This is a genomic window from Pseudomonas fluorescens (assembly GCF_041354075.1).
In the GTDB taxonomy this organism is placed as follows: Bacteria; Pseudomonadota; Gammaproteobacteria; order Pseudomonadales; family Pseudomonadaceae; genus Aquipseudomonas; species Aquipseudomonas fluorescens_CE.
Genome location: NZ_JARZGC010000010.1, coordinates 85,627 through 107,360, shown reverse-complemented (window position 1 = coordinate 107,360; position 21,734 = coordinate 85,627). Strand labels below are relative to the sequence as shown.

Annotated in this window: 22 protein-coding genes; 8 read left to right on the top strand and 14 right to left on the bottom strand. The window is 61.8% G+C overall.

What is annotated here, in order from left to right; genetic code table 11:
• The 5 genes from QIW53_RS15275 (at nt 1) to QIW53_RS15255 (ending at nt 4,302) form a co-directional block, all read left to right on the top strand.
• Entirely contained in the window at nt 1-1,158 is a 1,158-nt protein-coding gene (locus tag QIW53_RS15275) for a D-alanyl-D-alanine carboxypeptidase family protein (protein ID WP_371050454.1), read from the top strand.
• A gap of 85 nt (nt 1,159-1,243) precedes the next feature.
• Complete coding sequence (locus QIW53_RS15270; RefSeq protein ID WP_056855803.1) at nt 1,244-1,519, top strand: DUF493 domain-containing protein; 276 nt, start codon at nt 1,244-1,246, stop codon at nt 1,517-1,519.
• The gene (lipB, locus tag QIW53_RS15265) at nt 1,519-2,166 is read left to right on the top strand and encodes a lipoyl(octanoyl) transferase LipB (RefSeq protein WP_371050452.1); all 648 of its coding nucleotides are present in this window, start codon (nt 1,519-1,521) and stop codon (nt 2,164-2,166) included. The genes QIW53_RS15270 and lipB overlap by 1 nt, the downstream gene beginning before the upstream one ends.
• Before the next feature lies 1 nt (nt 2,167).
• On the top strand, nt 2,168-3,190 hold the full coding sequence (lipA, locus tag QIW53_RS15260; RefSeq protein WP_371050451.1) for a lipoyl synthase: 1,023 nt from the start codon (nt 2,168-2,170) through the stop codon (nt 3,188-3,190).
• Between the two features lie 161 nt (nt 3,191-3,351).
• Nucleotides 3,352-4,302, top strand: a complete 951-nt coding sequence (locus QIW53_RS15255; RefSeq protein ID WP_371050450.1) for a S66 peptidase family protein — start codon at nt 3,352-3,354, stop codon at nt 4,300-4,302.
• A 92-nt stretch (nt 4,303-4,394) separates the two neighbouring features.
• Here QIW53_RS15255 and QIW53_RS15250 read toward each other — a convergent pair whose 3' ends face one another.
• From QIW53_RS15250 to leuS, 5 genes are all read right to left on the bottom strand, one after another.
• Nucleotides 4,395-5,717, bottom strand: coding sequence for a lytic murein transglycosylase (locus QIW53_RS15250; RefSeq protein ID WP_371050448.1), 1,323 nt, complete (start codon nt 5,715-5,717; stop codon nt 4,395-4,397).
• Nucleotides 5,718-5,779: 62 nt separating this feature from the next.
• A complete protein-coding gene (gene arfA, locus QIW53_RS15245; protein ID WP_262164103.1) occupies nt 5,780-5,944 on the bottom strand; it encodes an alternative ribosome rescue factor ArfA in 165 nt (54 codons plus the stop codon).
• A 92-nt stretch (nt 5,945-6,036) separates the two neighbouring features.
• On the bottom strand, nt 6,037-7,074 hold the full coding sequence (gene holA / locus QIW53_RS15240) for a DNA polymerase III subunit delta (protein ID WP_371050446.1): 1,038 nt from the start codon (nt 7,072-7,074) through the stop codon (nt 6,037-6,039).
• A 39-nt stretch (nt 7,075-7,113) separates the two neighbouring features.
• The gene (locus QIW53_RS15235) at nt 7,114-7,719 is read right to left on the bottom strand and encodes an LPS-assembly lipoprotein LptE (protein WP_371050444.1); all 606 of its coding nucleotides are present in this window, start codon (nt 7,717-7,719) and stop codon (nt 7,114-7,116) included.
• An 87-nt stretch (nt 7,720-7,806) separates the two neighbouring features.
• On the bottom strand, nt 7,807-10,413 hold the full coding sequence (leuS, locus tag QIW53_RS15230; RefSeq protein WP_371050443.1) for a leucine--tRNA ligase: 2,607 nt from the start codon (nt 10,411-10,413) through the stop codon (nt 7,807-7,809).
• Between the two features lie 279 nt (nt 10,414-10,692).
• Here leuS and QIW53_RS15225 point away from each other — a divergent pair, with 279 nt between their 5' ends.
• Both QIW53_RS15225 and QIW53_RS15220 read left to right on the top strand, forming a co-directional pair.
• A complete protein-coding gene (locus QIW53_RS15225; protein ID WP_371050441.1) occupies nt 10,693-11,013 on the top strand; it encodes a hypothetical protein in 321 nt (106 codons plus the stop codon).
• 106 nt (nt 11,014-11,119) lie between these two features.
• Nucleotides 11,120-11,881, top strand: coding sequence for a YdcF family protein (locus tag QIW53_RS15220; RefSeq protein WP_371050439.1), 762 nt, complete (start codon nt 11,120-11,122; stop codon nt 11,879-11,881).
• Between the two features lie 114 nt (nt 11,882-11,995).
• On the opposite strand, the gene lnt is transcribed toward QIW53_RS15220, so the two are convergent.
• From lnt to miaB, 5 genes are all read right to left on the bottom strand, one after another.
• Nucleotides 11,996-13,510, bottom strand: a complete 1,515-nt coding sequence (gene lnt, locus QIW53_RS15215; RefSeq protein ID WP_371050438.1) for an apolipoprotein N-acyltransferase — start codon at nt 13,508-13,510, stop codon at nt 11,996-11,998.
• 16 nt (nt 13,511-13,526) lie between these two features.
• Nucleotides 13,527-14,366: an HlyC/CorC family transporter gene (locus tag QIW53_RS15210; protein WP_017340984.1), complete on the bottom strand. Its 840-nt coding sequence runs from the start codon at nt 14,364-14,366 to the stop codon at nt 13,527-13,529.
• 5 nt (nt 14,367-14,371) lie between these two features.
• On the bottom strand, nt 14,372-14,866 hold the full coding sequence (gene ybeY, locus QIW53_RS15205) for an rRNA maturation RNase YbeY (RefSeq protein WP_371050437.1): 495 nt from the start codon (nt 14,864-14,866) through the stop codon (nt 14,372-14,374).
• Nucleotides 14,859-15,866 carry a PhoH family protein gene (locus QIW53_RS15200; RefSeq protein WP_371050436.1) on the bottom strand — a complete coding sequence of 336 codons (1,008 nt, stop codon included), beginning with the start codon at nt 15,864-15,866 and terminating at the stop codon, nt 14,859-14,861. The genes ybeY and QIW53_RS15200 overlap by 8 nt, the downstream gene beginning before the upstream one ends.
• A gap of 201 nt (nt 15,867-16,067) precedes the next feature.
• On the bottom strand, nt 16,068-17,402 hold the full coding sequence (gene miaB, locus QIW53_RS15195; protein WP_201195005.1) for a tRNA (N6-isopentenyl adenosine(37)-C2)-methylthiotransferase MiaB: 1,335 nt from the start codon (nt 17,400-17,402) through the stop codon (nt 16,068-16,070).
• A 135-nt stretch (nt 17,403-17,537) separates the two neighbouring features.
• Here miaB and QIW53_RS15190 point away from each other — a divergent pair, with 135 nt between their 5' ends.
• The gene (locus QIW53_RS15190; RefSeq protein WP_047736335.1) at nt 17,538-17,867 is read left to right on the top strand and encodes a DUF1820 family protein; all 330 of its coding nucleotides are present in this window, start codon (nt 17,538-17,540) and stop codon (nt 17,865-17,867) included.
• 66 nt (nt 17,868-17,933) lie between these two features.
• Here QIW53_RS15190 and QIW53_RS15185 read toward each other — a convergent pair whose 3' ends face one another.
• The 4 genes from QIW53_RS15185 to QIW53_RS15170 form a co-directional block, all read right to left on the bottom strand.
• Nucleotides 17,934-18,488, bottom strand: a complete 555-nt coding sequence (locus tag QIW53_RS15185) for a tetratricopeptide repeat protein (RefSeq protein ID WP_371050434.1) — start codon at nt 18,486-18,488, stop codon at nt 17,934-17,936.
• Nucleotides 18,489-18,714: 226 nt separating this feature from the next.
• Nucleotides 18,715-19,998, bottom strand: coding sequence for a glutamate-1-semialdehyde 2,1-aminomutase (hemL, locus tag QIW53_RS15180; RefSeq protein ID WP_371050433.1), 1,284 nt, complete (start codon nt 19,996-19,998; stop codon nt 18,715-18,717).
• A 16-nt stretch (nt 19,999-20,014) separates the two neighbouring features.
• Nucleotides 20,015-20,638 (bottom strand): thiamine phosphate synthase, encoded by a 624-nt coding sequence (gene thiE / locus QIW53_RS15175; protein ID WP_371050432.1) that lies wholly within the window; start codon nt 20,636-20,638, stop codon nt 20,015-20,017.
• A gap of 18 nt (nt 20,639-20,656) precedes the next feature.
• On the bottom strand, nt 20,657-21,454 hold the full coding sequence (locus QIW53_RS15170) for a hydroxymethylpyrimidine/phosphomethylpyrimidine kinase (protein ID WP_371050431.1): 798 nt from the start codon (nt 21,452-21,454) through the stop codon (nt 20,657-20,659).
• Between the last annotated feature and the right edge of the window lie 280 nt (nt 21,455-21,734).

Sequence of the window (21,734 nt, the reverse complement as noted above, 5' to 3'; positions counted from 1 at the left end):
ATGAACATCACCACCTTTGCCAAACGCCTGTGCCTTCTAGTTCCACTGCTGCTTTCGCCTGCCGCCTTCGCGGTCGAAATGATGCCGTCGCCGCCTCAACTGGCCGCCAAAGCCTATGTGCTCATGGATGCCAGCAGCGGCAACGTGCTGGTCGAGAACAATGGTGACCAGCGCCTGCCGCCGGCCAGCCTGACCAAGCTGATGACCGCGTACATCGCGACCCTGGAAATCCGTCGTGGCCAGATCGGCGAGAACGATCCGGTGACCGTCAGCGAGAACGCCTGGCGCACTGGCGGTTCACGGATGTTCATCAAGGTCGGTTCGCAGGTTACGGTCAGTGACCTGCTGCACGGCATCATCATTCAGTCGGGCAACGACGCCAGCGTCGCGCTCGCCGAGCACATCGCCGGCAGTGAAGACGCCTTTGCCGACATGATGAACAAAACCGTGGCCGACCTGGGCATGACCAACAGCCACTTCATGAACCCGACCGGCCTGCCGAACCCTGAGCACTACTCGTCGGCTCATGACATGGCCGTGCTGGCTCGCGCGATCATCCACGAAGACCCGGCTCACTACGCGATCTATTCGCAGAAAGAGTTCTACTGGAACAACATCAAGCAACCCAACCGCAACCTGCTGCTGTGGCGTGACAAGACCGTCGACGGTCTGAAAACCGGCCACACCGAAGAAGCCGGCTACTGCATGGTCTCTTCGGCCGTGCGTGATGGCATGCGCCTGATCGCCGTGGTGTTCGGTACCAACAGCGAAGTGGCCCGTGCCGCTGAAACCCAGAAGCTGCTGACCTACGGTTTCCGTTTCTTCGAAACCCAGACCTTCTACCAGAAAGGCACCGAGCTGGCTCAGGCGCCTGTCTGGAAAGGCGCCACCAATCAAGTCAAGGCCGGCCTGGCTGAAGACCTGACCATGACCCTGCCTAAAGGCCAGCTGAAAAAGCTCGCTGCCAGCATGACCATGAATCCGCAACTGGTCGCGCCCATCGCCAAGGGCGACGTGATCGGTAAAGTCGAAGTCAAACTGGACGACAAAGTGGTGCACAGCGCCGACCTGATCGCTCTGGACGGCGTCGAAGAGGGTGGTATCTTCCGCCGCATGTGGGATAGCATCCGTCTATTCTTCTACGGCTTGTTCAACTGATCAGTGTGCACCTGCATGGCCCCGCGCTCATCCGGCGTGGGGCTATGCCCGTCGCCACGGCTTACGCTTATGAGGCCGTTACGCCATGACCGATACCGAAGTAAAGGCGCCCAAGATCGAATTCCCTGCCACTGATTATCCGGTCAAGGTGATCAGCGATACGGGCGTGGGCAACAAGGACAAGATCATCGACATCGTCCGCAAGCACGCCAAGATCAACGATGAGCGTGTGGACGAGCGTCAAAGCAGCAATGGCAAATACACCACGATTCAGTTGCACATCGTCGCCACCGACCAGGACCAGCTGTACAACATCAACAGCGAACTTCGGGCCACCGGCTTCGTGCACATGGTGCTGTGATGTCTGACACGCTGGGCTTTCGCGAGCTCGGCCAGATGGCTTACGAGCCGGTCTGGCATGCCATGCAACGCTTTACCAACGAACGCGGCAGCGATGCCGCCGACGAGATCTGGCTGGTGGAGCACCCACCGGTGTTCACCCAGGGACAGGCCGGCAAGGCCGAGCACCTGTTGCTGCCGGGAGACATCCCGGTGGTGCAGGTCGATCGCGGTGGCCAGGTGACCTATCACGGCCCGGGCCAGTTGGTCGCCTATCTGCTGCTCGACGTGCGCAAGCTCGGTTTTGGTGTGCGCGACCTGGTCACCCGCATGGAACGCTGTCTGATCGAGTTGCTGGCCAGTTACGGGGTCAGCGCCGCCGCCAAGCCGGATGCGCCCGGCGTCTATGTCGACGGGGCGAAAATCGCCTCACTGGGGCTGCGGATCCGCCACGGTTGTTCCTTTCACGGCCTGGCCCTGAACGTGGACATGAACCTGGAACCGTTTCGACGGATTAATCCCTGCGGCTACGCCGGGCTGGCGATGACCCAGCTGAGCGATCACGCAGGATCGATTGAATTTGCCGAGGTAAGTGCCCGGCTGCGCGCGCAGCTCGTCAAACACCTCGACTATGCTGAGCAGACGACCCTAACGGGCGGAATCGACTGATATGACTACTGATGCAGTGCAAACCATGATCCCGACGCTGGATGTCACCGAGCGTCCGGCCCCGCGTGCCAAGGTAGAAGCCGGCGTCAAGCTGCGCGGCGCCGAGAAGGTTGCACGCATCCCGGTGAAGATCATCCCGACCACCGAACTGCCGAAGAAACCCGACTGGATCCGCGTGCGTATCCCGGTTTCCCCGGAAGTCGACCGTATCAAGAACCTGCTGCGCAAGCACAAACTGCACAGCGTCTGTGAAGAAGCCTCCTGCCCGAACCTGGGCGAGTGCTTCTCCGGTGGCACCGCGACCTTCATGATCATGGGCGACATCTGCACCCGTCGCTGCCCGTTCTGCGACGTCGGCCACGGTCGTCCGAAGCCATTGGACGTCAATGAACCGGAAAGCCTGGCCATCGCCATCGCCGACCTGAAGTTGAAGTACGTGGTGATCACCTCGGTGGACCGCGACGACCTGCGTGACGGCGGTGCCCAGCACTTCGCCGACTGCATCCGCGAGATCCGCAAGTTGTCGCCGAACGTGCTGCTCGAAACCCTGGTTCCAGACTACCGTGGGCGCATGGACGTCGCGCTGGAAATCACCGCCGCCGAGCCACCGGATGTGTTCAACCACAACCTGGAAACCGTGCCGCGCCTGTACAAGGCTGCGCGTCCGGGTTCGGACTACCAGTGGTCGCTGACCCTGCTGCAACGCTTCAAGCAGATGATGCCGCACGTTCCGACCAAGTCCGGCCTGATGCTCGGTCTGGGCGAAACCGACGACGAAGTCATCGAGGTCATGAAGCGCATGCGCGAGCATGACATCGACATGCTGACCCTGGGTCAGTACCTGCAACCGTCGCGCAATCACTTGCCGGTACAGCGTTTTGTCCACCCTGACACCTTCGCCTGGTTCGCCGAGGAAGGTTACAAGATGGGCTTCAAGAACGTGGCGTCCGGTCCGCTGGTGCGTTCCTCGTACCATGCCGACGAGCAGGCGAAGCTGGTCAAGGCCGAGCTGATGTCGTCCTGATACGGAAACATACCCGCGAGACCTGACCGGTCTCGCGGGTTTTTTTTGCCCGGTCCGAGGCAATGACGGTCTTGGCTGGCAATGCCTGTGTGACTGCCCCTTCTGTTTATCGCCGATCCTGACTACTGTGTGCTGATGTTTTTGCGCAGGGAGATTCATGGATGACCGTTCGACCCACCCCCACCTTGTTTCCTCATACGCCTGTTCCGGCCTTGCCCGCGCAAGGGCTGATCGGCGTGATCGCCCCCGCCGGTCCAGCGCCTCTGGACACCGATAAAGCGCTCGCCTGGATGCGCGCTCGCGGTTATGCGCTGCGGATCTTCCCTGGGGTCTACGAGCAGGAAGGCTACCTGGCCGGCAGTGATGACGTGCGGCTCAACGACCTGCACGCGGCGTTCGTCGACGACGAGGTGGATGCGATCATCTGTCTGCGCGGCGGATACGGCACACCGCGCCTGCTGGATCGCATCGACTTCGAGCTGCTGCAACGCCACGCCAAACCGTTCATCGGCTACAGCGACATCACGGCCCTGCACCTGGCGATCAACCGGTATGCGGGTTTTGTGACCTTTCATGGACCGTTGCTCAATGCCGACCTGCTGGGCGACAAGCAAAAGCCCACCGAGGCCTCCTTTTTCAACATGCTACGGGGGCAGGTGAAGACGGGGAGCACCTTGGCGCACCCGGTGGCCTATCCATTGACCACCGTTGAGCCGGGTGTCGCTCACGGGCGTTTGCTCGGCGGCAACCTGTCGATGATCGCTGCGACCATGGGCACGCCCTACGAAATGGATGCCGAGGGCGTGATCCTGTTCATCGAGGACATCAACGAGCCGTTGTATCGCATTGACCGGCTGCTGACCCATCTGCGTCTGGCCGGCAAGCTCGACCAGTTGCGCGGCGTGATCTGCGGGGATGTGGCGGGGGTGGAGAGGGCGGCGCTGGAGCGTTTGCTCAAGCAGACTTTCGAGCCGCTGCGCATACCGGTGCTGTCGGGTTGGCGCAGCGGGCACTGTGACCCGAACCTGACCTTGCCGATGGGGGCGCTGGTGCGGCTGGATGCGGGGAATCAGGCGTTGGTGCTGGAGCAGGATGTGGTGGTCAGGCGCTGATTCATCAGCGCCTGATAGCCCGCTATCGCGAGCAGGCTCGCTCCCACAGGGTTTGCACCCTCCTTGTGGGAGCGAGCCTGCTCGCGATGCTTTCAGCGATTGCGCAGGCCTTCGAGCAGCTTGTGCGTCGGATACCCATCCGCCGGCCAGCCAAACGACTGCTGTGCACTGCGGATCGCTTTGCGGGTGTTGGCGCCGATGATCCCGTCCGCGGCACCGGCGTCGTAGTTCTGGGCGCTCAGCAGGTTTTGCAGCTCGATCCGTTCGGTACGGCTCAGCGGCAAGTCATCCTTGGGCCAGGTGCCAGCGATCAGGCCGGCGCCGTCGAAGCGCTCGGACAGCAGGCTCACCGCCAGGGCGTAGGATGAGGAGTTGTTGTACTTGAGGATCGCCCGGAAATTATCGAGCACCAGGAACGCCGGCCCGCGATAGCCTGCCGGTAACAACAGGGCCGCGGACAGTTGTTCGGAGCCGGCTGGAGCCCGCCCGCCGTTTGGCAGCTTGACGCCCAGTTGCTGCCATTCGGCGACGCTCTTGCGGGTAGCGCCATCGGCCAGCACGTAGTTGAAACTGCCCGGCAACTGGACTTCGAAGCCCCACGGCTGGCCTTTCTGCCAGCCGGAACTTTGCAGGTAGTGCGCGGTGGAGGCCAGGGCATCGGTGGCGCTGCCCCAGATGTCGCGGCGACCGTCGCCATCGAAGTCCACGGCGTGGGTGTTGTAGGTGGTCGGGATGAACTGGGTCTGGCCCATGGCGCCGGCCCAGGAACCGAGCATTTTCTCCGGCGCGATATCGCCCTGTTGCAGGATCTGCAGGGCGGCGATCAATTGCGCGTGGGCAAAGCCAGGGCGACGACCTTCGTAGGCCAGGGTTGCCAGTGAGTTGATCACCGACTTGCTGCCCTGGAATTGCCCGAAGTTACTCTCCATGCCCCATACCGCCACCAGTGCGCGACGGTCGACGCCGTAACGCTGTTCGATGCTTTGCAGGATGTCCGAATACTGGCTGACCAGTGCCTGGCCTTTACGTACGCGCAACGGTGACAGGGCGCCATCGAGGTATTCCCACACCGGGCGGGAAAATTCCGGTTGGCTGCGATCGGCACGGATCACGCTGCTGTCCAGGCTGACATTGGCGAAGGCGCGGTCGAACAGGTCGGCGCGAATACCGGCAGCCAGGGCGTCCTTGCGGAAGCCGGCCTGCCATTCGGCAAAGGTCTGCGTGGGCTGGATGTCGAGGTTTTCGCCGGTCGGCACCACGGGCGGAATCACCGCAGGGGCTGACGAGACGGGCAGGGTCTGAAGCGGTTGGGCGTCGGCGGCGGTGGGTTTTTCCGCGCAGGCGACAAGCAGAATGAGGCTGGAGGCAGCGATCAATTGGCGCAGATGCCAACGACGAGTAATACAAAAGGGCATGCACGGGTCCAGGGAATACGAATCAGGTGCTGACCTTAACATGTTGAGCGTTGGCTTGCCTTTCAGGCCGCCAGAAAGTAAGAAGCCTCCCAGTTGTCAGACTGGAAGGCTTCGCGGCGGTAGCTGCCCTTGCCCTTGCCGGCGCGTTCCTGGCGGCTGCGGAACAGGGGTTGGGCGACGATGGACTTGGCCTTGTTGTGGCCATTACGGGATGGCTTTTTGCTCATGAGCGGATCTCTCGCAGGGATGGTTTTTGCGCGCAGAATAATCTGCCGAAGTCGCGGCGTTGTCCAGCCCCTGCGGGAGCGTGTGTATACCGTTATTCAGCCGGCAAGCCCAACCGTTGACCGGCCATCAACAGCGACAACCGGCTCAGGCTCATCCAGGGCGAGCCTGCGGCCTGGCCCTTGATCTGCGCGTCGATGCGCTGCGCTTCCAGCAACAACTGCGCCCAGCGTTGCGCCGAGTACCGCTGCAGGGCTTTGCTCATCAACGGCTTGCGCTTGTCCCAGACCGGCGGTCGGGCCGAGCTGAACGCCTTGTCCAGTGGCACGCCCTGGCTGTACTGCAGCGACAGGTTGGCCAGCAGGCGCAATTCACGGGCCAGGGCCCAGAGAATCACCGGTGGTTCGACACCTTCGCCACGCAGCCCCTCGAGCATGCGCAGGGCATGGGCCGCCTCGCCATTGAGGATCGCATCGGTCAAGCCAAAGACGTCGAAGCGTGCGCTGTCGGCCACCGCCGCCTGGACGGTCTCGACGGTAATCTGCCCGGCTTCGGCCATCAGCTTGAGCTTTTCGATTTCCTGGGCGGCAGCCAGCAGGTTGCCTTCGACACGGGCAGCGATCAGTTCCACGGCGTCGTGGCTGGCGGAGAGACCAGCCTGGGACAGGCGCTGACGGATCCAGCTCGGTAACTGGCTCTGATCCACTGGCCAGATTTGCACGAACTGGGTTTGCTGGCCTTCAACCAGGGCCTTGCCCCACTTGGTCTTCTGCGCGCTGCCGTCGAGTTTCGGCAGGCTGATCAGCAGCAGCGTGTCTTCGGCGGGGCGTGAGCAATATTCGATGAGGGCCGCCGCACCCTTGTCCCCCGGCTTGCCGGAGGGCAGGCGCAACTCCAGCAGGCGTCTTTCGGCGAACAGCGACATGCTTGCTCCGGCCTGCAGCAAGGTGCCCCAGTCGAAGTTGGCGTCGGCGGCGAACACCTGGCGTTCGTCGAAACCCTGTTGGCGCGCGGCGGCACGAATGGCGTCAGCGGCTTCCTGGCACAGCAGCGGGTCATCGCCGCTGATGACGTAGACCGGCGCAAGCGTGCCTTGCAGGTGTTTGGCGAGTTGAGCGGGGGCGAGTTTCATCAGAGAGGGCGAACGGGGCACCGAAGCGCCCCGTCAGTCTTACTGCTGCGGGATTTCGAGAGGCGACTGACGCGGGGTTTCCGCTTCAGCCTTCTGTGCCGCTTCCAGTGCCGCTGCGTCAGCCCTGGCTTTCGCTTCGGCGGTCTGTTGCAACTGATCCAGTTGAGCCGGGGTGATGCGCTGCAGGCGCAGGATCATCCGTTGTACCAGTTCGCGCTGCATTTCCTGACGCGCATCATTGGCTTCCTGATCGGAGCCGACCAGGTTGTTGCCGTCGTGAATGAAGACCTTCTGCACTTCCAGCTTGTCGCTCAGCAGTGGCAGGTTGGCATGATCGCGGATGTCGTAGCTGAGCACCTTGGAGACCTGGTACTCACCGGTACGACCGGCGCCCGCGTAGCTGAGGATGCGCTGGGAGTCCTGCTCGTTGGTCAGGATCAGTTTGTAAGGTGCACCGGTGGAAACCTTGACGCCGCTGCCTTCCAGCACCTGGCGCAATTGCCTCACGGTTTCGCCATAGGCATTGCGGGCGCTCACGTCGAGCTCCTTGATGGCCAGTTCAGTGGTGCCGGTGCCGCGCAGCTGGAAGCCGCAGGCGCTCAACAGGACCGCGAGGCCCATCACCAGCAAATTGCGTTTGATCATCTTGTTGCTCCCCTTGAAACCATGTGGGTCGATCATGTGACCCGAAAGGTTTTACTCGGCGCCAGGCTCACCTGGCGCCTGATCCAATTAACTGGCGACGATATTGACCAGTTTCCCGGGCACTACGATCACTTTACGAATAGTCAGGCCGTCGACAAAGCGCAGCACGTTTTCGTTGGCCCGTGCGGCCGCTTCGATTTCCTCGCGGCTGGCGCTGGCCGGCATGTCGATCTGGCCACGCAGTTTGCCGTTGACTTGAATGACCAGTTGCAGGCTGTCCTGGACCAGTGCGCCGTCATCGGCCACCGGCCAGCGAGCGTCGATCACCGCGTCGGCGTGGCCCAGACGGTTCCACAGATCGTGGCTGATGTGCGGCGTGATCGGCGCGAGCAGCAAGGTCACGGTTTCCAGGCCTTCGTGAATCAGGGCGCGGTCCTGTTCGGTGGCTTGCGGAGCCTTTTCCAGCACGTTCATCAGCGTCATCACCTGGGCGATGGCGGTGTTGAATTTGTGGTTCTGGCCGACGTCGTGGCTGGCCTGCTTGATCGCCAGGTGGATCGAGCGGCGAACGGCTTTCTGCTCGTCGTTCAGGCTGGCGATGTCCAGCTTGCCCGGCAAGCCCTGAGTGACGTGGGCTTGAGCCAGGCGCCAGACGCGCTTGAGGAAACGATGCGAGCCTTCGACGCCGGAGTCGGACCATTCGGCGCTCATGTCAGGCGGCGAGGCGAACATCATGAACATGCGGCAGGTGTCTGCGCCGAACTGGTCGATCATCGACTGAGGGTCGACGCCGTTGTTCTTCGACTTGGCCATTTTCTCGGTGCCACCGATTTCCACCGGCAGGCCGTCGGCGATCAATTTGGCGCTGATCACCTTGGCCTTGCTGTCGCGCTCGAGTTCGACGTCGGCCGGGTTGAACCAGGTGTAGGCACCGTTGGCCTCACGACGATAGTACGTCTCGGCGACCACCATGCCCTGGGTCAGCAGATTCTTGAAGGGTTCGTTGGAGCTGACCAGCCCCTCGTCACGCATCAGCTTGTGGAAGAAACGCGCGTAGAGCAGGTGGAGAATGGCATGCTCGATACCGCCGATGTACTGATCGACCGGCAGCCAGTGGTCGGCGGCGGATTTTTCCACCAGACCGCCTTCGAATTGCGGCGAGGCATAACGGGCGTAATACCACGACGACTCGACGAAGGTATCCATGGTGTCGGTTTCACGCTTGGCAGGCTGGCCGCATTTCGGGCAGCTGCACTCGTAGAACTCCGGCATGCGTGCCAGAGGCGAACCGGCGCCATCGGGCACGACGTCTTCAGGCAACACGACCGGCAGTTGATCTTCCGGCACCGGCACATCACCGCAGCTGGCGCAGTGGATGATCGGGATCGGGCAGCCCCAGTAGCGTTGACGGCTGATGCCCCAGTCGCGCAGGCGGAACTGGGTGCGCGAAGCACCGAGGTTCTTCTTGATCAGGGCCACTTCGATGGCATCGAAGGCGCCGGCGAAGTCGAGGCCGTCGAATTCGCCGGAGTTGATCAGGGTGCCGTGTTCGCCGTAGGCATCCTGCCACGGTGCTGGATTGGCATCGCCGGAACTGGTGCGCACCACCGACTTGATCGGCAGGCTGTACTTGGTGGCGAATTCGAAATCACGCTCGTCGTGAGCCGGCACTGCCATGACGGCGCCGTCACCGTAATGCATCAGCACGTAGTTGGCGACCCACACCGGCAGTTTCTCGCCGGTCAGCGGGTGTTCGACGAACAACGAGGTCGGCAGGCCTTTTTTCTCCTGCGTGGCGACGTCGGCTTCGGCGACGCTGCCGCCCTTGCATTCGGCAATGAACGCCTGCAGCGCGGGATTGTTCTGCGCGGCCAGGGTGGCCAGCGGGTGCTCGGCGGCGACGGCGACGTAGGTCGCGCCCATCAGAGTGTCGGGGCGGGTGGTGAAGACTTTCAGCGCCCCGGCTTCGCCGATCGAAGCGGTGTCGTACGGGAACTGCACTTCCATGCCACGGGATTTGCCGATCCAGTTGCGCTGCATGGTCTTGACCTGCTCAGGCCAGCCAGTCAGCTCGTCGAGGCTCTCCAGCAGCTCATCCGCGTAGGCGGTGATCTTGAAGTAGTACATCGGGATTTCGCGCTTTTCGATCAGCGCGCCGGAGCGCCAGCCGCGACCGTCGATCACCTGTTCGTTGGCCAGGACGGTCTGGTCGATCGGGTCCCAGTTCACGGTACCGTTCTTGCGGTAGATCACGCCTTTTTTGAACAGGCGGGTGAACAGCCATTGTTCCCAACGGTAGTAATCGGGCTTGCAGGTGGTCACTTCGCGGGACCAGTCCACCGCCAGGCCGAGGCTGCGCAGCTGGGATTTCATGTAGGCGATGTTTTCGTAGGTCCATTTGGCGGGCGCTACGTTGTTCTTCATCGCGGCGTTTTCCGCCGGCATGCCGAAGGCGTCCCAACCCATGGGTTGCAGGACATTCTTGCCTTGCATGCGCTGGTAGCGGGAGATCACGTCGCCGATGGTGTAGTTGCGCACGTGCCCCATGTGTAGCTTGCCGCTGGGGTAAGGGAACATCGACAGGCAGTAGTAAGTTTCCTTGCCTGGCTGTTCACTGACTTCAAAGGACTTTTGCTCGTCCCAGAACGACTGGGCGGCGGCTTCGATCTCACGGGGCTGATATTGTTCGTGCATGGCTACTTTTGAACTGAATAGGGGTGGCCTAATCCTCTTCAATGCAACGCCGGACGCTGATCACGCCAAATCGGCGTTTCGCTGTCCAGGCGAGCTGGAAGTGGAGTTACAGGAAGCGCCGTAGCATACATGACCGCACTCTACCGAGGGAAACGCTGATTGCTGTCGCGCGTCCTGCAAAAAACGCTGCGAGGTCCGTTGGTCGCGGCACTCAGCCGGTTTGTTCATCGAAGCTAAGCTCTAAATGGGGAGCGAGTCTTATCTTCAATGAGGTGAGGGATGGTTGAGTTACAGCAAAAAGCGACAAAACCCGAGCTTTACGAAAAACTGATCGATCGTCTGGGCATGGCCCTGGACGCCGCAAGAACCGCTGGTCGGCTGCGCGATGAGCGTCCCCTGGAGCTGGAACTGCGCGGCCTGAGCCCCGCAGAGTTTGCATTGGTCAAGGCTTATCTGGATCGCAGTGAACGTGAAACACACGGATGCCTGTCAGAAGCCGTGAAGCAACTCGACACGCCACGTTCGGCCAAGGTCATCTGGCTCAAGGACAAGGCGCCCGACAGAGACGCGGTAAAGGTCCGGTCTCTGCAGTTCAAGTAAGGGCACTTGAATCATGATGTGTGGTTTTTGCAAGCACGGTGCTTGCGTATCTGTTGTCGCATGGCGTCAACCCACTTAGGCTTCGGGCATCTTCAGGAGATGCTCGATGCCTTTTCGTTATTTCATAAAACAATTGCTCCTGCCGCCCGGCATTTTACTGCTGTTGCTGCTGCTTGCCTGGTGGTTTCGCCGTTCGAGGCCGCGACTGGCCGGTGTGTGCTTTGCACTGGGGTTCGGCGGGTTGTGGCTGATGAGTTTGCCGGTGGTGGTGCAGTGGAGCGCTGAGGCCATTGAGCGCATACCGCCGCTGGCTCGCGACGAGTGGGCGACCCTGGGCCAGCGTGCCGACGCGATCGTGGTGCTGGGCGCGGGGCGTGAGCGCGGTGACCCCGCATGGGTCACCGATCAGCCGACCGGCAATGCCCTGGAAAGAATGCGTTTTGCCGCCAGGCTGGCCAAGGCATCGGGCCTGCCGGTCCTGACCTCCGGCGGCCTGCACTACGGCACGCCGCCCTCGGAAGCCCGGCTCATGGCGGACTCGCTGCTCAATGATTTTGGCGTCACTGTGCGTTGGCAGGAGGAGCGCAGCCGCACCACCTGGGAAAATGCGCAGTTCAGTGCCGAAACCCTGCTGCCCCAGGGGGTCAAGCGTGTGGTTGTCGTGACCCAGGCGTGGCACATGCCGCGTTCGGTCTGGAGCTTCGAGCGAGCCGGGTTCGATGTGGTGGCGGCGCCGGTAGGGTTTTGGGGAGTGGACAATGCCCGTCCGCTCGGTGGCTGGATGCCGGAATTCAAGTCGATGTGGCAGAGCGGGCAGTTGCTGAACGAGGCGGTGGGGCAGGTGGGGTATTCACTGTTCTACCGGTAGGTTTTCTGTAGGAGCGAGCATGCTCGCGATGGTGGTTAACGATGACGCTGGCTGCCTGATTCCCCTCGGAGCCTGAACGTCCATCGCGAGCATGCTCGCTCCTACAGGAAGGGATCAGACGGTCTTGGCCATCCGATTGGCCATCAATGCCCAGCCAAACAACAGCACGCAGACGATGATCAGCGGCCACGAACGCCATTGCAGGTAAGGCGTGAGGTTGTGCATCGGCACCACCTCGCCGTACAGGATGCCGCGTTCGAATTGCGGAATCTGCGCGGTGATCTGGCCAAACGGGTTGATCAGCCCGGTCACGCCGTTGTTGGTGGCGCGAATCATCCAGCGACCCGCCTCCAGTGCGCGCATCTGTGCCATCTGCAAATGTTGCAGTGGCCCGATGGAGGTGCCGAACCAGGTGTCGTTGCTGATGGTCAGCAACAAGTCGCTGCGGGCGGCCAGCCCTGCGGCAAATTCCGGGTAGACCACCTCGTAGCAGATGAACGGTGCAATCTGATAGCCCTTGGCCTGAAGCAATGCCTGGTCGGCCGGGCCCCTGGCGAAGTCCGACATCGGCAGGTCGAAGAACGCGATCAAGCCACGCAGCACGTCCTGCAGCGGCACGTATTCGCCGAACGGCACCAGTTTCTGCTTGAGGTAGGTGCCATCGCCTTCGCCGACCACTGTGATGCCGTTGAAAAAGCGCTTCTGGTGATGGACTTCCTGGCGGATCGGCACACCGGTAATCAGCGCACTCTTACGCTCGGCAGCGAAGTTTCCCATCATGCTCAGGTAGCCTTCGGCGGACTCCTTGAGCACCGGGACTGCGGTTTCCGGCCAGATGAGAAGGTCCACCGGCTTGGAGCTGAAGCTCATGTCGCGGTACAGCGCCAACTGCGAATTGAGCTGCGCCGGGTCCCATTTCATGCTTTGTTCGATGTTGCCTTGAATCGCCGCGACGCTCAGCGGCGCACCCGAAGGGCTGGTCCAGGCATGGTGCTTGAGGGCGATGCCGGCCACCCAGGGCCCGAGCAACAACAGCACGCCCGCAGCGATGAAGGCTTTGCGTGCGCCCTTGAGCAGTCGTGAAGCGTTGCAGACCAGTGCGGCGGTCAGGGCCAGGGTGAAGGACACCAGCCACATGCCGCCCACGGGGGCGAGTCCGGCCAGCGGGCCATCGAGCTGGCTGTAGCCGGAGTAAAGCCACGGGAAACCGGTGAGGAACCAGCCGCGAAACGCCTCCTGGCCGACCCACAGGGCAGCGAACGCCAGGGCGTCCGCCAACGGCGCCTCATTGCGCCGCAACCAGCGCGCCCAGACCCAGGCGGGAAGGGCAAAGAACCAGGCGATCGCTGCGGTGAAGAGCAGCATCAGGAACCCGGCCAGCAACACCGAGGCGCCGCCGAAGTTGTGGATGCTGTAGTAGATCCAGCTGGTGCCGGCGCCAAACAGGCCGAAACCGAAACACCAGCCACGGCCCAGAGCCTGCCGGGGGTTCAGGTCGCGCAGGCCCACGTAAAACAGGCCGACCGCCAGCAACGCAAGCGGCCAGATGTCGAACGGCGCCAGCGCCAGGGTGGTGATTGCACCGGCCGCCACGGCCAGCAGGTTACCGGGCCAGCCGGGGCGGGTCATAGTTCAATCCTTGGAGTCAGCGGGCGATGGGGGTCAGGCGCAGCAGATGAATCCGACGGCTGTCGGCGTTCAGGATACGGAAGCGATACGGGCCGATTTCCGTGATTTCATTGCGTTTTGGCAAATGCCCGAACGCGCTCATCACCAGACCGCCGACCGTGTCGAATTCGTCGTTGGAAAACTCGCTGTCGAAAAACTCGTTGAAGTTCTCGATCGGCGTCAGCGCCTTGACCAGGAAGTCTCCGCTGGGCAGGGGCTTGATGTAGCTGTCTTCTTCAACGTCGTGTTCGTCTTCGATGTCGCCGACGATCTGTTCCAGCACGTCTTCAATGGTCACCAGGCCTGCCACGCCGCCGTATTCGTCGATGACGATGGCCATGTGGTTATGGTTGGCGCGGAACTCGCGCAGCAGCACATTGAGGCGCTTGGACTCGGGCACGAACGTGGCCGGGCGCAGCAGGTCCTTGATGTTGAAGCTGTCGCCGTTCTCCTTGAGGATCAACGGCAGCAGGTCCTTGGCCAGCAACACGCCCATCACGTCGTCGTGGCTCTCGCCGATCACCGGATAACGTGAGTGGGCCGAGTCGACCACGGCGGGCAGGAATTCGCGGGGTGTCTGGGTCGCCTTGATGCTGATCATCTGCGAGCGCGGGACCATGATGTCCCGTACCTGCAAGTCCGCAACCTGGATGGCGCCTTCGACGATGGCCAGCGCTTCGCTGTCCAGCAATTTGTTTTGATGCGCATCGCGCAGCAGCTCAAGCAGCTCCTGGCGGTTTTTCGGCTCGTGGGCAAAAGCCTGGGTAAGCTTACCCAGCCATGACTTCTGCCCGTTGCTCGATCGATCTTCGCTCATAGCGATTACTCTGAATCCTTTGTTGTCACGAGAGTGGATGTTTCGGTTTCGTCGTCCGCGTACGGATCGCGATAGCCCAACTGAGCTAGCAAGGCGCGTTCCAACGCTTCCATTTCTTCTGCTTCGTCATCGTCTATATGGTCGTAACCCAGCAGATGCAAGCAGCCGTGGATGACCAGATGGGCCCAATGCGCCTTGGGTTCCTTGCCCTGTTCGGCGGCTTCGCGCTCGACCACCGCCACGCAGATCACCAGATCACCCAGCAGCGGGATATCGAGAAACTCGTCGGGCACGTCGGCCGGAAACGACAGGACGTTGGTGGCGTAGTCCTTTTGCCGCCAGGTGTGGTTGAGCTCACGGCCCTCGGCTTCATCGACCAGGCGAATGGTCATCTCCGAGTCGGCACTGCGCTGGCGCAGGGCCAGCTCACACCATAGACGGAAATCCTCTTCGCTCGGGATGGGCGCTTCGGTCGCGATTTGCAGGTCAAGCTCAAGCATCGCGGCGACTATCCTTGGCGGCTGCATCTTCGGCCACACGGGTTTCGAAACGCTCGTAGGCTTCGACGATGCGCTGCACCAGCGGATGGCGCACGACGTCCTTGGGCTGGAAGTGCGTGAAGCTGATGCCCGGGACTTCCTTGAGCACCTCGATCACGTGGTGCAGCCCGGACTTGGTGCCTCGGGGCAGATCGACCTGGGTGATGTCGCCGGTGATGACGGCGGTGGAGCCGAAGCCGATCCGGGTCAGGAACATCTTCATCTGCTCGACCGTGGTGTTCTGGCTTTCGTCGAGGATGATGAAGCTGTTGTTCAGGGTGCGACCGCGCATGTAGGCCAACGGTGCCACTTCGATCACCTGCTTTTCGATCAGCTTGGCGACGTACTCGAAGCCGAGCATTTCGTACAGCGCGTCGTAGAGCGGGCGCAGGTAGGGGTCGATTTTCTGCGACAGATCGCCTGGCAGGAAGCCGAGCTTTTCACCCGCTTCCACCGCCGGGCGAACCAGCAGGATGCGGCGGATCTGTTCGCGTTCCAGCGCATCGACCGCACAGGCCACGGCCAGGTAGGTCTTGCCGGTACCGGCCGGGCCGATGCCGAAATTGATGTCGTTACCGAGGATTTCCTTCACGTAGCGCAACTGATTCAAGCCGCGAGGGCGAATCATGCCTTTTTTGGTGCGCAGGGCCACGGAGGGCTCGGAGGCGGAAACGTTGTCCAGCTGTTCCACGGCAGATTCCTGCAGGAACAGGTGAACCATGTCCGGCGACAGCTCGGTACCCTTGGTTTCACGGTACAGGCGGCGCAGGAGGTTTTCTGCGGAGGTGGTGTGCTTGGGATCGCCGATCAGCTCGAACTGATTGCCGCGGTTGCGGATCTCGATGGTCAGGCGCTGTTCGATCAAGCGCAGGTGCTCGTCGAATTGCCCGCACAGATTGGCGAAGCGGCGGGCCTCAAAGGGCTCGAGAATAAAACGATGTGGTTCTATGGGTGCGTTCAAGGTCGTATTCAGCCGCCCTGGGGCAATTAAGATGAAATCAAGGATAACGCCAGCGGCGCGGGTGCGAAAGCTCTTAAATGGTCCTGGATCAAACACCCGGCCCCTGTGGGAGCGAGCCTGCTCGCGAAGGGGCCTGGCAGGCGACTGATGTGTCGAATGTCAGACCGTCATCGCGAGCCGGCTCGCTCCCACATCGGGTTTTCAGTGTTGTTGGATCAGCGAACCCCGCAGCGAATGCGGCTGTGCGGAATCAATGTGCACATCGGCGAACTGTCCGATCAGGGTTGGATTGTCGCAGCGAAAGTTGACGATCCGGTTATTCTCGGTCCGGCCCTGCAACTCGCCGGGGTCTTTTTTCGAGTAATCGGTGACCAGGATGCGCTGGATCGAACCGACCATTTGTCGGCTGATCTCGAAACCCTGCTGGTTCAGCCGATGTTGCAGGGCATTCAGGCGTTCTTTTTTCAGGGCTTCCGGCGTTTCGTCGGCCAGGTCGGCTGCGGGGGTGCCTGGGCGTTGGCTGTAGACGAACGAGTAGGAAAAGTCGAAGCCGACGTCTTCGATCAGCTTCATCGTCTGTTCGAAGTCTTTCTCGGTCTCGCCGGGGAAACCGACGATGAAGTCCGAGCTGATGCAGATCCCCGGCACGGCGGCACGCAGTTTGCGCAGCTTGGACTTGTATTCCAGCGCCGTGTGGTTGCGCTTCATCGCCGCGAGGATGCGGTCCGATCCCGATTGCACCGGCAAGTGCAGGTGTTTGACCAGTTCCGGCACGTCGGCGTGGGCCTGGATCAGGCTGTCGGAAAACTCCAGCGGATGGGAAGTGGTGTAGCGAATGCGGTCGATGCCGTCGACGGCCGCGACCACGCGAATCAGTTCGGCCAGGTCCGCCAGGCGACCGTCGTGGGTGGTGCCGCGATACCCGTTGACGTTCTGGCCAAGCAGGGTCACTTCACGTACGCCGTTCTCGGCCAGGTGGATGATCTCGGCAATCACGTCATCGAAGGGCCGGCTGACCTCTTCGCCGCGGGTGTAGGGCACCACGCAGAACGTGCAGTATTTGCTGCAACCTTCCATGACCGACACATAGGCGCTTGGGCCGTCGATGCGCGGTTCGGGCAAATGGTCGAATTTTTCGATTTCCGGGAACGACACGTCGACCTGCGGCAGTTTGCTGATGCGCGCGGCATCGATCATCTCCGGCAGGCGGTGCAACGTCTGGGGACCGAACACCACGTCGACGTAGGGTGCGCGGTCGCGGATCGCCGCACCTTCCTGGCTGGCCACGCAACCGCCGACGGCAATCACCATGTCGGGGTTGGCCAGCTTCAGTTCACGCCAGCGACCCAACTGCGAGTAGACCCGGTCCTGGGCGCGTTCGCGAATGGAGCAGGTATTGAGCAGGATCACGTCGGCGTCTTCGGCACGAGCGGTGACTTCCAGGGCCTGGTGTTCACCCAGCAGATCGACCATGCGCGAGCTGTCGTACTCGTTCATCTGGCAACCGTGGGTTTCGATGTAAAGCTTCTTGGCCATGGATACAGTCATCACGTGATTCAAAGAACCGCGCATTATAGGGAACATGCCACCAGGTTCCTACCGCTGTGCGTCCGGTGGCTATGTTATAGTTCGCGCCCTCTTTTTTATCCCCCGATGTGTTGCTCCCTCGCCATGACCAAACGTGAAGCTCCAATCTACAAGGTGATTTTCCTCAACCAGGGCCAGGTGTTCGAAATGTACGCCAAGCAGATCTATCAAAGTGATCTGTGGGGCTTTCTGGAAGTGGAAGAGTTCGTCTTTGGCGAGCGCACGCAAGTGGTGGTCGACCCGAGCGAAGAGAAGCTCAAGGCGCAGTTCGAAGGTGTCGTGCGCAGTTTTGTGCCGATGCATTCGATCGTGCGCATTGACGAGGTCGAGCGCCTGGGCACACCCAAGATCAGCGAAGCCCGTGCCGGGGTCGGCAATGTGATGCCGTTTCCGATGCCGATGCCTGAGAAGTAAGGTTCAAGACCGGGTCGCCTTCATCGCGAGCAGGCTCGCGACAGGGCCGCAAAGGTCGGTATCGAATCAGGGCAAGGGCGCAAACGGCGTGCGCCCATCGGCGCTCTGCAGTTCCATCAGGTATTTGCGGAAGATCTGCCCCAGCACCTGGGTGGCGACTTCAAGTTCTTCCCGAGGCATTTTCTCGGCGACTTCATCGGCCGTGTCCAGCGCATCTTCAGCGCCATTGACCGCCGCCATTTTCAGCACGATGTACGCCTGAACGTTGTTGGCCGGTACGCCTTCGCCGTGGAAGAACATGCTGCCGAGCTTGAACTGCGCCTGGGCGTGGCCTTGCAGCGAGGCCTTCTCGAAATAGCTCAGGGCTTTGTTGAGATCGCGTGAGGTGTTTTTCCCGGCGTAGTAGAACTCGCCCAGCTCGTATTGCGCCTGGGCATCACCGTCATCCGAAGCTTTCTGGCAGGCAGCCAGCGCCTGTTCCAGGTCTTGCGGCTGGGTATTGAGGGTGCAGCGACCCATCGCTGGGATCAACAACGAGTTACCGCCTGCTTGTGCGAGCGCGAGCAGGGGTTGAAGGAGCAACAGGCAGCCCAGTGCAAGGATGCGGCCGGTGCGGTTCATGGGAATCGACTTACCTCTGAAGGGCACGCGGACCCGTCGAGGGGATCCAATAAGCGCGCATTATGAAATAAGCAGGGCCAACCTTACAAAGTCTTTACTCGTTTTTCTGCTGCGTGGGAAATATATCGCCCGGTTTGCGGGGGATAATCGGCAGATCGGTAGGAAAATATGCGCTTATGTAGGTGAAAGCTGACGCTGGCAATCGCCAACGTCAGCGGCACTGCGTTTATTTCAAGGCGGCGAATGCGCGCTCGGCGGCGTCCAGCGTGAGCTTGAGCTCGGCTTCGCCATGGGCGATCGAGGTAAAGCCGGCTTCGAACGCACTTGGCGCCAGGTACACGCCGCCTTCGAGCATCAGGTGGAAGAAGCGCTTGAACAGGTTTGCGTCGCTGGCCATCACGTCATCGAATGTCACAATGTCGTCGGCACCGCTGAAATACAGGCCGAACATGCCGCCGGCCTGGGTGGTCACGAACGGAATGCCGGCGGCATCGGCCCGTTGTTGCAGGCCATCGAGCAGGCGACTGGTGTAGTCGCTCAATTCGTCATGGAAGCCGGGACGGCTGATCAGGCGCAAGGTGGTCAGGCCGGCCGCCATCGCCAGCGGATTGCCCGACAGGGTGCCCGCCTGGTAGACCGGGCCCAGTGGCGCGATGTGCGACATGATCTCGCGTTTGCCGCCGAAGCAGCCGACCGGCATGCCGCCACCGATGATCTTGCCGAAGGTGCTCAGGTCCGGGGTGACGCCGTAATGGGCCTGCGCGCCGCCGAGGGCGACACGGAAACCGGTCATCACTTCGTCGAAGATCAGCACCACGCCGTGCTTGTCGCACAGGCTGCGCAAGCCTTCAAGGAAACCAGGCGCGGGCGGCACGCAGTTCATGTTGCCGGCCACGGGCTCGACAATGATGCACGCCACGTCCTGGCCAACTTCCGCGAGCATCGTTTCGACGGCGCCGATGTCGTTGAACGGCAGCGTCAGGGTATGTTTGGCGAATGCCGCCGGTACGCCTGCCGAGCTTGGCACGCCTTGGGTCAGCGCGCCGGAGCCGGCCTTGACCAGCAGGCTGTCGGAGTGGCCGTGGTAGCAGCCTTCGAACTTGATGATGCTGTCGCGACCGGTGAAGCCACGCGCCAGGCGAATCGCGCTCATGGTGGCTTCGGTGCCGGAGCTGACCATGCGCACCATTTCCATCGACGGCACGATCGAGCAGACCAGATCCGCCATCCGGGTTTCCATCTCGGTCGGCGCGCCGTAGGACAGGCCGTGCTCCAGCTGTTTGCGCACCGCGTCCAGCACGTCCGGGTGGCTGTGGCCGAGGATCATCGGGCCCCAGGAACCGACGTAATCGACATAGCGCTTGTCGTCTTCGTCGGTGACGTAGGCACCCTGCGCGTGCTTGAAGAACAGCGGTGTGCCGCCCACGCTCTTGAAGGCGCGGACAGGCGAGTTCACGCCACCGGGAATGTGTTTCTGGGCATTGGCAAACAGCGTTTCGGAACGAGACATGGTCGGGCTCTCAATATCAGACTTTCAGTAATTCGTTGAAGGCGCGGGCGCGACGGGTGACTTCAGTCGTGCTCTGGGCGCCGAACAGGCCGTGGACCACCGCCAGCAGATCGACCCCGTGGGCCACCAGCGGCGCGGCGTTGTCCAGGGTGATACCGCCGATCGCGCAGATCGGCAGGTGCAATTGGCGGCGGGCCTGGTCCAGCAATTCGAGGCTGCAACTCGGTGCCCCGGGTTTGGTGCTGGAATTGAAGAAGCGCCCGAAGGCGACGTAGCTGGCGCCTTCCCTGGCCGCCTGATCGGCGAGCTCGAGTTGTGCGTGGCACGTCGAACCGATGATGGCGCGGGAGCCGAGCAAAGCGCGGGTCGGCGACAGCGGACCGTCGGTTTGGCCCAGGTGCACGCCCACGTTCAGGCGCGCGGCCAGTTCGGCATCGTCGTTGATGATCAAATGGGTCTTGTAGCGTTCGCACAGGTCGCGCAAGGCTTGCGCTTCGCGCAGGCGGCGGGCCTGGTCATCGCTCTTGTCGCGGTATTGCAGCAGGGTGACGCCGCCTTCCAGCGCCGCCTCCACGTACGACAGGAATTTACCGGCCAGCAACTGGCTGTCGGTGATGGCGTAAAGGCCGCGTAGTTTCATCGGACAAGCCCCATGGCGTTACGAACAGAAGTCCAGTGGAAGACGACGCGGAACGAACTGGCCTTTGCCCAGCTGTTCGGCATCGCGCAGGGTACGCCACGTGTAGTTAAGTGCAGTCTGTACGGCGCTGGCGAGGTTTTCGCCCTGGGCCAGACGACCGGCCAGGGCGCTGGCCAGGGTGCAGCCGGAACCGTGATAACTGCCGGGCAGGCGTTGGCAGATGAAGGTCTCGCGGTGACCGTCGCGGCTGTACAGGCGATTATGGATTTCGCTCTCTTCGCCATGCCCGCCGGTGATCAGCAGGTGCTTGACGAACGGCAGGAGTTTTTCAGCGCATTCGTCCGCCGTGCCTTCGGGCAGTTCGGCGAGGATTCGCGCTTCCGGAAGGTTGGGCGTGGCGATGATCGACAGGGGCAGCAGGCGTTCGCGCATGGCGTAACCCACTTCGTCCTTGCCCAGTCGTCCGCCGCCACCGGCGCGCAGCACGGGGTCGCACACCATGGGCAAATGCGGATGCGCCTGAAGCAGCTCGACAACGGTATCGACCATCTCCAGTGAGCCGAGCATGCCCAGCTTGACCGCCGCGACTTCGGAATCGTTGAGCACGGCGTTGGCCTGGGCCAATACCCACTCACGGTCGAGGACGCGGAAGTCAGTGACGTTGACCGTGTCTTGCACGGTCAGGGCGGTGACGGCCGGAGCCGCATGGCAACCCTGGGCGAGCAGGGCTTCGATATCTGCCTGCAGGCCGGCGCCACCACTGGGGTCGTGGCCGGAGAGACAGAGGACAACGGGGCGAGAGCTGTAGATATTCATGGTGCGCGAGCTTACCACCAGTCGCCCGGCGAGTCATGGAAGTGACCTCGCGGCGGCCTGCAGGAATGCGCCTGTCGGCCGATGCACTGTCGCAACCTGACCATTTAAACAGTTCTGATCCTTTTTGCGTCGCTGGAACGCCCGTACTAGAGCCTTTCCAGGAAATGTTTCAATGGTGTTCAATGGCCATCAACGGCTATGCTAGAGTGGATCCAAACCAATAACAGGTCATGCCGGTTTTACGTCTACTCAAAGGGAATGAGGGGCTTTTTGAGATTAA

Excerpts from the sequence above, each read along its gene's own strand:
- QIW53_RS15220 (WP_371050439.1), top strand. The coding sequence starts at position 11,120 with ATGCCTTTTCGTTATTTCATAAAACAATTGCTCCTGCCGCCCGGCATT.
- thiE (WP_371050432.1), bottom strand. The coding sequence starts at position 20,638 with ATGAAACTACGCGGCCTTTACGCCATCACCGACAGCCAGTTGCTGGCC.
- QIW53_RS15250 (WP_371050448.1), bottom strand. The coding sequence starts at position 5,717 with ATGCCCTTTTGTATTACTCGTCGTTGGCATCTGCGCCAATTGATCGCT.
- QIW53_RS15185 (WP_371050434.1), bottom strand. The coding sequence starts at position 18,488 with ATGAACCGCACCGGCCGCATCCTTGCACTGGGCTGCCTGTTGCTCCTT.
- QIW53_RS15190 (WP_047736335.1), top strand. The coding sequence starts at position 17,538 with ATGACCAAACGTGAAGCTCCAATCTACAAGGTGATTTTCCTCAACCAG.
- QIW53_RS15210 (WP_017340984.1), bottom strand. The coding sequence starts at position 14,366 with ATGAGCGAAGATCGATCGAGCAACGGGCAGAAGTCATGGCTGGGTAAG.
- miaB (WP_201195005.1), bottom strand. The coding sequence starts at position 17,402 with ATGGCCAAGAAGCTTTACATCGAAACCCACGGTTGCCAGATGAACGAG.
- lipA (WP_371050451.1), top strand. The coding sequence starts at position 2,168 with ATGACTACTGATGCAGTGCAAACCATGATCCCGACGCTGGATGTCACC.
- QIW53_RS15170 (WP_371050431.1), bottom strand. The coding sequence starts at position 21,454 with ATGAATATCTACAGCTCTCGCCCCGTTGTCCTCTGTCTCTCCGGCCAC.
- leuS (WP_371050443.1), bottom strand. The coding sequence starts at position 10,413 with ATGCACGAACAATATCAGCCCCGTGAGATCGAAGCCGCCGCCCAGTCG.
- holA (WP_371050446.1), bottom strand. The coding sequence starts at position 7,074 with ATGAAACTCGCCCCCGCTCAACTCGCCAAACACCTGCAAGGCACGCTT.
- QIW53_RS15270 (WP_056855803.1), top strand. The coding sequence starts at position 1,244 with ATGACCGATACCGAAGTAAAGGCGCCCAAGATCGAATTCCCTGCCACT.
- arfA (WP_262164103.1), bottom strand. The coding sequence starts at position 5,944 with ATGAGCAAAAAGCCATCCCGTAATGGCCACAACAAGGCCAAGTCCATC.
- lipB (WP_371050452.1), top strand. The coding sequence starts at position 1,519 with ATGTCTGACACGCTGGGCTTTCGCGAGCTCGGCCAGATGGCTTACGAG.
- QIW53_RS15235 (WP_371050444.1), bottom strand. The coding sequence starts at position 7,719 with ATGATCAAACGCAATTTGCTGGTGATGGGCCTCGCGGTCCTGTTGAGC.
- QIW53_RS15275 (WP_371050454.1), top strand. The coding sequence starts at position 1 with ATGAACATCACCACCTTTGCCAAACGCCTGTGCCTTCTAGTTCCACTG.
- lnt (WP_371050438.1), bottom strand. The coding sequence starts at position 13,510 with ATGACCCGCCCCGGCTGGCCCGGTAACCTGCTGGCCGTGGCGGCCGGT.
- QIW53_RS15255 (WP_371050450.1), top strand. The coding sequence starts at position 3,352 with ATGACCGTTCGACCCACCCCCACCTTGTTTCCTCATACGCCTGTTCCG.
- QIW53_RS15225 (WP_371050441.1), top strand. The coding sequence starts at position 10,693 with ATGGTTGAGTTACAGCAAAAAGCGACAAAACCCGAGCTTTACGAAAAA.
- hemL (WP_371050433.1), bottom strand. The coding sequence starts at position 19,998 with ATGTCTCGTTCCGAAACGCTGTTTGCCAATGCCCAGAAACACATTCCC.
- ybeY (WP_371050437.1), bottom strand. The coding sequence starts at position 14,866 with ATGCTTGAGCTTGACCTGCAAATCGCGACCGAAGCGCCCATCCCGAGC.